Consider the following 6,989-nt stretch of genomic DNA (forward strand, 5'->3'; position numbering starts at 1 on the left):
GCACGAGAGAGTACGTCTGTGTCACGCGTGGCAGAAACTCATCAGGAACAGTCAACATGTACATACGATATTTTTCAAGCGCTCCCTCGACTGCCTTTTTTGTTTTCTCTCCGTCAACGTCGCGTAAAAATGACAACTGCTTGTATTTCAACTGAACCCCTCCCGTTTATGTTAAAATATACTTACAGGTACCGAATAAACAGAAGGGAATTTTCAGATCCCCGATGGACCAAATCGGGGAGTTGTTTTATTTGGCGAGTTTCTCTAAATATGTTCTTAAAGTTTTTTCTGCTTCTTCCTTGGATTTAAAACTTCCTAACCATTTTCTCTTCCCGTGTTCCCATACTCGAACCATCCATTTCTTATCACGTTTATGCCAAGATACACCGCCTTTGCTAAAAGGATTTAAAATTAACTTAGGTTGGTGTAGTATGTTCTCTCTGTTTGTAACCACTCTTAGGTTAGATTTAGTGTTATTGAGTGTGTCAAAGTTAATATGATCTACAACTAATCCTTTTGGAGCATTCATTATAACTCTATGGAGATATTCTCCCTTCTTATTGATAGCATAGTATACCCCGGGTTTTCTTGTTGGCTTAGCATACCAGGTACAATTTATTTTTAAAATCCTTTCCAAATCCTCGGTATCTATTATTGTTTCTAAAATATCTCCATTTTTTCTTCTCAAAAATATAGCTGTTATGTTTCCGCGGATCTCGTAATCATTTTTCATTACGAATCACCTCGGCTCTTTATTCGGTAGCGAGTGCCGGGAGAAGTCCTGGCTTTTTTATATTATGAAATTGTTGCGTATTATCTTCGTACTGCGACATTAAACAATAGCCATAACCACATATCCTTCTTGCTGAGCGTAGTCTGTTATATAAGTGACTTTTCTTTCAACAACCCGACCAGTGTAAGAATTCGTTTCAGGGTTAAATTCTTGAAGCAATAATATATCTCCAACTTGAAATCCTCTGTCATTCTTTCTAATTTCAAAGGTTTTCTTTCCCGAACATACTTCTTTAAAGAATTCTGGATAGATTTTCAACTTGTGTGTAGCCATTATATCTCCCTCCTTATGACGCATAATTTGTCTAACACGTCACATCTTACATTTTTGCGTCTGCCGCGGATCATACATATTCACCAGCCTGTAGCCTTTCAGCTGGTACTGCTTCACTTTCCATTTACGCTTCGTCTTCACTTCTGCGTGTGTTCTCGGATTGCGTAACACGTATATCATCGCTTCTTCCTCCTCGTCGTCGGCCATCGCCATTCGATTGCACGCCGATTGTCTTCATCGTAGTATCGCTTGCTCGGTCGCTGTCTGATCTGCTCAAGTTCTTCTTGTGAGAGGTAGTACGTGACTACCTCTCCGTTCGGTTTCTTCATCGAATCACCTTCCATCCCTTTCTGATACGGCTATTCAGTTCACATTTTTGTAGTTCCTCATACAACCACACTTTTTGTCCGTCCTCAATCCGAAACAATAGATACCCCTTACGTCTTCTTTTTCTACGCTTCACGCGCCATACACGTCCTTGTGTAGCTTATGTAGCGCATACATGCGTAGCGCGCGTAATTCGCGCTCGTTATCAAATGTCGTATCGCAATATCGTTCATTTTTAGCTGTCAGCTCTTGCACAAGTTCTCTTAATCTTGCAATCTCGCTTTCCAAGACAAGCACTTCTTTTTGCAGTTCTTCGTTGCGCGCTAGTACTGCATCGAGCATATGTTGTACTGCATCGAGCATATGTTGTTTTTCTTCGCATTCCTGCTCTTTTTCTGTCAACAGCTTATGCGCGTGGATCGCTTCACGTTTGAGCCACTCAATGCCTTTGTCATCGTCTGACTGCGTTTCTTCTGTGACAATTGACTCTTGCGACATTGCTTGTGTTTCCGATTCTTCAAGCGTAGACGCGATCTCTTGTTGTGCTTCTTGTTCAAGCGCTCTTTTGATATGCCCCTTTCTGAAATATTTCCACGAATATAACTGTTGATTTGTGATTCCTTTTTCTTGCGCAATCTCCGTATCACTCATGCCCTTTTTAAGCATTTCAACATATTCCTCAACCGTCAAATCAATCTTTTTATTAGCCATATCTTTCTCCTCCCTTACATTCTCGCAATCTTTCAAAATGTCATCGAGATTTTCTCCGTTCCGCAATCGCTCCAGCTGGTCGGGTATCAGTTTATACGTCCGTACCGTTGTATCTATCCCATGCGGTCGGTTGCCGAAACGCTCATCCCACTGCCGATACGGTGATATACTTGTGAGCCTACTCATTCTTTTTCACCTTCTTTCTTATCTTCTTGAGCTTGTCCAATTCAATCCATCCGCCGTGTTTCTTGTTGTATGTAACGATGCTGAGCTTGTATGGATACACTTTTTCAAACAGCTTGCGCTTGAGCGCAAAAACAGGCGTCTCATACCCCTTCACGTCAACGACTTCGATCGAGCCGTCTAAATGTGTGATTTCAAAGTCCGCAATGTACTCTGTTTTTCGGAACGTCTTGCCGTTTTTCTTGAACGATTCGAGCAGTGTATATTTCGGCTGGAGCCGGAATCCTTTGATTTGTTTATGTTCGAGCAGCCATTTCAGTTGCTCATAGTATTTTGCTTCTGCCTGTGAATCGAATGTGTAACCGTCAATCTCTGTCTTTTTAGAACCGTATTTTGTCAACTTTCACCCTCCATGTTCTTGTCGATACGCTTGACTACTAGACCGTGCTCTGTTTTCAACACGCGAAATGCTGTGCTACCTCGTACCTTTCCCTCCTGCATTGCTAAACAAATGAGATATGCTACTCCTTGCGAAACGTCTTTAAACAGCATTATCAATTCTTGTAGCGTCCGTATCGTTATTATCGCTGTTCCACAAAGAATGATTAGAATCAGCGTGTCTAAGTCAAGTCCTAATAAACGAGCTATAATAACTATCAATGAAACTAACAATCCATCAACAACAATTCTTTTCATTTTCCACCTCATGTTCTGCGCCGCATTTGTCACATACTGCAATCAGTCCGTTTTGTGTTCTCTTCACTCGGAAAAGCGTACCGTAACAAATCGCCCCTCTTTCAGAGATTCGTTTAAGACAAATTAGGAAGTCTTTTCGCCGCATTAATACCCACTCTCCTGGCGCTGGTGATTGATTGCGTTTTTCTGCATATATCTCTCAAAAATCGTCGCTGGCGTTAACCCGACCATGCGTGACAAGGATAATAGAAAATGCCACAGGTCAATCACTTCCTCTTGCAACCGATCTAAGTCAATTTGTTTTTCTTGTTTCCACCATTTCCAATTCACTTCCCGACGAATTTCATCGATTTCACTTTCCATGGCGATCGTGATCGCGATTACCCATTCATCGAGCGTTTTATCAATGTTGCGCTCAGCGATGATACGTTCGTCTAATGCTTGCTGCATTTGGAACATCACTTCAAGCTTTTCAATTTCCTCGTCTTCAAGTATTTCCACTGCTGCCGCCAGACCTGCCCTGAAAGAGTCAAGCGAACTATATCTCTTTGCATTCTCAATTAGTTTTTCAAGACGCTCCAATATTTTCGGTTTTGTCATTTTCCCTTCTCTCCTCTCGTATTTTTTTTAACTCGTTTTCATCCATTGTTAAACGCTTTATTTTGCCCTGTAAGCCGTTCTTCTTTTCTGTTGGCACCTTTCTATTATCTCAACGAGAAAAACGCCGTATGGGCTAAAATTTGAAGTTTACGAGCGTGTTTGGCTCATCTCTCTACCAATCTGGCATCGCAATGCGATATACATCCGTTCCAGTTCAACGAGTGGTAACTCATACAATTGCCGACCGTCTGACCCCTCGTATACTTCGTAATCGATCAGGAAATCAATTAAATACTCTTTGCGTTCTTGAACGAGTTTTTGCTTTTCAGCTACTTCTCTGAGAACTGCCATCATCCACTCACCTCCATCTTCAACCGTTCTTTCGCTTCACCAAGTCTCTTTCTAAATTCAATCATTCTCTTGCTAGCTTGCTGTTTCGATATTTCTGCATACATGCAATCACAAGGAGTGAACGAAAACGCCCCTGGTATTACTTCTTGAACTGAATATCCTCTTCCGCAACATTTTTCACACATCAGTTATCCCTTCTTCCCTGTAATCTAAAATCTTCGCCTTCAACTTCAAGAAGATATGAGCCACATTGCCCTATTAGTCTACTTGCTGCAGCATATCCGATTTTTTCGCTCAACGTCCCACGATCTTCGTTAGAGTTAAAAATGATCGGCTTCTGCTTTCTGTATCGCTCATTGATAATTTGGTAGTACAATGCTTCTTTCGCTTCCGACCACTTCGCCTTGCCGATGTCGTCCCATACAAGTACGTCTGCATGGGTCGCGCTATGTAGAAGTCGATTGAGCGTTTCTCCCTCATCGTTCATCATTTTTGCTTGAATGAGCTCGTCCATGAATGCCACATCTGAAACCACTAGCACATTGAACCCATCTTTAATGAGCCGTTTGGCTAGAGCGATTTGCAAATGGGTTTTGCCGACGCCGAAGTTGTTATGCTTCTGCTTCATCGGTGCACGTTCATGAGGCGGAAGCTCTCGCAATCGCTGTTCACCAAAGACCGCAATAAAACCTAAATTGTGTTTCGCGATCACTTTTTCTCTGCCGTCCTTTTTGAACTCGCTCATGTATTCAAGTGTCATATCGTACATCGATTGCTGATACTGCGTCGCTCGTTTGAAGTTCTCGAAATTCGCATGCACAAATTCATCTGGAATGAGTGCTTGCTTGAACCGACGTTTCCACGCTTTCCGTTCCCGACACTCGCAAAAAACAGCGACCTCATTTCCTTTTTCGTCACGCTTGATAATTAACTCCGTATCTTTGCATTGTGGACACTCGTAGTCATCCCTGCCATCCCCATGCTCTTCTTGCCTCTTCGGCTTCTCGGAGGACTTGTTCATATGACTTGCCGCCTTCTTTTGTAGATCGGCCAACACGTCTTGGATGCTTGTGAACCTCACGATTGTTCACCTCTTCTCGCTTTCTATGAAACTCCTTTTCATACGCCTCAACATCTGCAAGCGTACGTAAGTTATGTCTAGCCCAATCTTTCAGTATGCCTTCTGCGTAGCCCCACGACTTGTTTTGTTTAAGCGCTCGTTTCATCGCTTCAATGACAAGTTCTTCTCCCATGTCGTCAATCCATTGGTCTATACAATCAGCAATGAATGGATTTTCTACACCAAAGTTATCTTGATAGAACTGATGGGCGTTCCTTACTACTGCTACTACATTATTTTCTTTATTACTTAGTAAGTTATTATTTAGTTCTTTATTATTTAGTAGGGGGTCGATTTTCGACGGTCGGTTTTCCGACGGTCGGTTTTCCGACGGTCGGTTTTCCGACGGTCGGTATCCATCTTCAATAGGTTGTTCATACACAACTGTTTCCCATCCTATGAACTTCCCTTTCTCGTCCTTCGCTTTCCGACGAACAACATAACCATATTCTTTTAACTCATTCATTGCTGCCTTAAATGTTGAGCTTCCGTCTGGAGAATGTTTCATTAGTTCATCGTTGTAGAACGTCCAATCATCAGGCATGGAGAGCATGTAAGCAAGTAACCCCTTCGCTTTCCAACTCAAGCGATCGTCGTGCAATCCAACCTTGCTCATGACCACGTAATTGCTATTCTTCTGTATTCTAATTACACCCACGTTATTCACCCCTTCTTTACGCATATTGCAAATCCATCTTTCACGCTTTTCACGGTATAATGTGGATACCGTCGCATATACTGTAGTACAAGCTGTTTAAAGTGTTCTTTGTCTTTTGCCTCCTCCCAAATCCATTTAGGGAGGAGGACTTTATAATATGATTCGTTATTTAGCATCGAAGACGATCTCCTCTTGTTGCGACGCCTCGGACGCCTCGGACTCCATCGGCACCTCGAACGCTTCGGCTTCGATGTATTCGACTGGTTCTGGCTCTGCCGTCACATCCTTGCGAACCACTTCGTCTTGTGCGGCTTGTTGTTGAATTTCGATGGAAATCGGCAAGTATTTCCACATGTGCCGAATAACCGTCTTTTTCGCCATTTCCTCGTAGTCCGTCACCCATGGACCAGCGTTCGCCGCCTTACTGCGTTTCCGACGTTTTTCGATTTCTTCTTTCGGCATGAACTCGAATTGATACCCTCCGTCTTTGAAATGAGCAACCGCATAGGCTCCGATGAATTCGCCGCGATCCGTCATTGCTGGCTTGTGAACAAGTTTCGGATGTAAGCCGTACTCATATTCGAATGTGTCGTTTGAATAAACCGCATGAGCGTAGATGCTTTCAATGTTTCCACTCCGTCTAGCTAGGTCAATCATTCCTTTATAACCAATGATAAATTGAACGTCCGATTGACCTGTTTTCCCGTTCTTGAATGGTACTAGGTAACAATGCCCAATCAATCCTGGCTCAAGCCCGAGTTGTGCGGCTTGCATGACCGCGCCAAGAAGAGAAGGAACCGAGCATTCTAACAGTTTCGGATTCGTCCGGATCGTCGTCAATGCGATGCGTGCCATACGGTCAGCATCCATGTGTTTCGGTAAAGCTTTTTCGATTTCTGGTCCCATCTTTTTCAGATATGCCGCAATTGTTTGAGCTGGGGAAGGAGGCGTCGCCTCCGTGTTTTTTGCTTTGTTTGCGAGTTGAGTTTTTAACGTTTGATTTGTTGCCATACTCTTATGACCTCCCTATTTCTTTTTGAATTGTTGCGCCGCAGAGCAAGTTGCCCAATGAGGCATATGCCCTTTAACAACTTCACCCTTTGCAGTCACTACGGTAATGGTTTCAATATCAACCGGCATAGCTTTGCCAGCAGGCGTTTTAATCCACTCGATCTCCTTGCCACAACCTCTGCATTTAGCCATGTCTATTCACCTACTTGATAGAGAATCGCCGTGATATTGATTCCTTAGCGACCTCTTGATAGATTTCTGGATAC

13 protein-coding genes and 1 pseudogene are annotated in these 6,989 nt (G+C 43.0%); all 14 read right to left on the minus strand.

Features of this window, described 5'->3' with window-relative positions:
- Positions 1-136 (minus strand): annotated as a pseudogene (locus ETC00_RS20775) (ArpU family phage packaging/lysis transcriptional regulator); the annotation flags it as partial.
- A gap of 111 nt (positions 137-247) precedes the next feature.
- Positions 248-733 carry an HNH endonuclease signature motif containing protein gene (locus ETC00_RS18940; RefSeq protein ID WP_171567629.1) on the minus strand — a complete coding sequence of 162 codons (486 nt, stop codon included), beginning with the start codon at positions 731-733 and terminating at the stop codon, positions 248-250.
- Between the two features lie 99 nt (positions 734-832).
- Entirely contained in the window at positions 833-1,066 is a 234-nt protein-coding gene (locus ETC00_RS18945) for an ASCH/PUA domain-containing protein (protein WP_216369585.1), read from the minus strand.
- A 39-nt stretch (positions 1,067-1,105) separates the two neighbouring features.
- Positions 1,106-1,246 carry a hypothetical protein gene (locus ETC00_RS18950; RefSeq protein WP_171567631.1) on the minus strand — a complete coding sequence of 47 codons (141 nt, stop codon included), beginning with the start codon at positions 1,244-1,246 and terminating at the stop codon, positions 1,106-1,108.
- Positions 1,243-1,395, minus strand: coding sequence for a hypothetical protein (locus ETC00_RS18955; protein WP_171567632.1), 153 nt, complete (start codon positions 1,393-1,395; stop codon positions 1,243-1,245). The genes ETC00_RS18950 and ETC00_RS18955 overlap by 4 nt, the downstream gene beginning before the upstream one ends.
- Positions 1,396-1,525: 130 nt before the next feature.
- The gene (locus ETC00_RS18960; protein WP_253264341.1) at positions 1,526-2,104 is read right to left on the minus strand and encodes a hypothetical protein; all 579 of its coding nucleotides are present in this window, start codon (positions 2,102-2,104) and stop codon (positions 1,526-1,528) included.
- Positions 2,105-2,282: 178 nt separating this feature from the next.
- Positions 2,283-2,687 carry a DUF1064 domain-containing protein gene (locus tag ETC00_RS18965; protein ID WP_171567633.1) on the minus strand — a complete coding sequence of 135 codons (405 nt, stop codon included), beginning with the start codon at positions 2,685-2,687 and terminating at the stop codon, positions 2,283-2,285.
- Positions 2,684-2,983, minus strand: a complete 300-nt coding sequence (locus ETC00_RS18970; RefSeq protein WP_171567634.1) for a hypothetical protein — start codon at positions 2,981-2,983, stop codon at positions 2,684-2,686. The genes ETC00_RS18965 and ETC00_RS18970 overlap by 4 nt, the downstream gene beginning before the upstream one ends.
- Before the next feature lie 144 nt (positions 2,984-3,127).
- Positions 3,128-3,583 (minus strand): dUTPase, encoded by a 456-nt coding sequence (locus ETC00_RS18975; protein WP_171567635.1) that lies wholly within the window; start codon positions 3,581-3,583, stop codon positions 3,128-3,130.
- Positions 3,584-3,730: 147 nt separating this feature from the next.
- The gene (locus ETC00_RS18980; RefSeq protein ID WP_171334878.1) at positions 3,731-3,937 is read right to left on the minus strand and encodes a Fur-regulated basic protein FbpA; all 207 of its coding nucleotides are present in this window, start codon (positions 3,935-3,937) and stop codon (positions 3,731-3,733) included.
- A 181-nt stretch (positions 3,938-4,118) separates the two neighbouring features.
- Positions 4,119-4,955, minus strand: a complete 837-nt coding sequence (locus ETC00_RS18985; protein ID WP_171567636.1) for an ATP-binding protein — start codon at positions 4,953-4,955, stop codon at positions 4,119-4,121.
- Positions 4,897-5,712, minus strand: coding sequence for a DnaD domain protein (locus ETC00_RS18990; RefSeq protein ID WP_171567637.1), 816 nt, complete (start codon positions 5,710-5,712; stop codon positions 4,897-4,899). Before ETC00_RS18990 ends, ETC00_RS18985 begins: the two co-directional genes overlap by 59 nt.
- A gap of 165 nt (positions 5,713-5,877) precedes the next feature.
- Positions 5,878-6,723: a recombination protein RecT gene (recT, locus tag ETC00_RS18995; protein ID WP_171567638.1), complete on the minus strand. Its 846-nt coding sequence runs from the start codon at positions 6,721-6,723 to the stop codon at positions 5,878-5,880.
- Between the two features lie 15 nt (positions 6,724-6,738).
- On the minus strand, positions 6,739-6,915 hold the full coding sequence (locus ETC00_RS19000) for a hypothetical protein (RefSeq protein WP_171334881.1): 177 nt from the start codon (positions 6,913-6,915) through the stop codon (positions 6,739-6,741).
- Between the last annotated feature and the right edge of the window lie 74 nt (positions 6,916-6,989).

The organism is Brevibacillus sp. MCWH (genome assembly GCF_013096935.1).
Taxonomy (GTDB): domain Bacteria; phylum Bacillota; class Bacilli; order Brevibacillales; family Brevibacillaceae; genus Brevibacillus; species Brevibacillus aydinogluensis.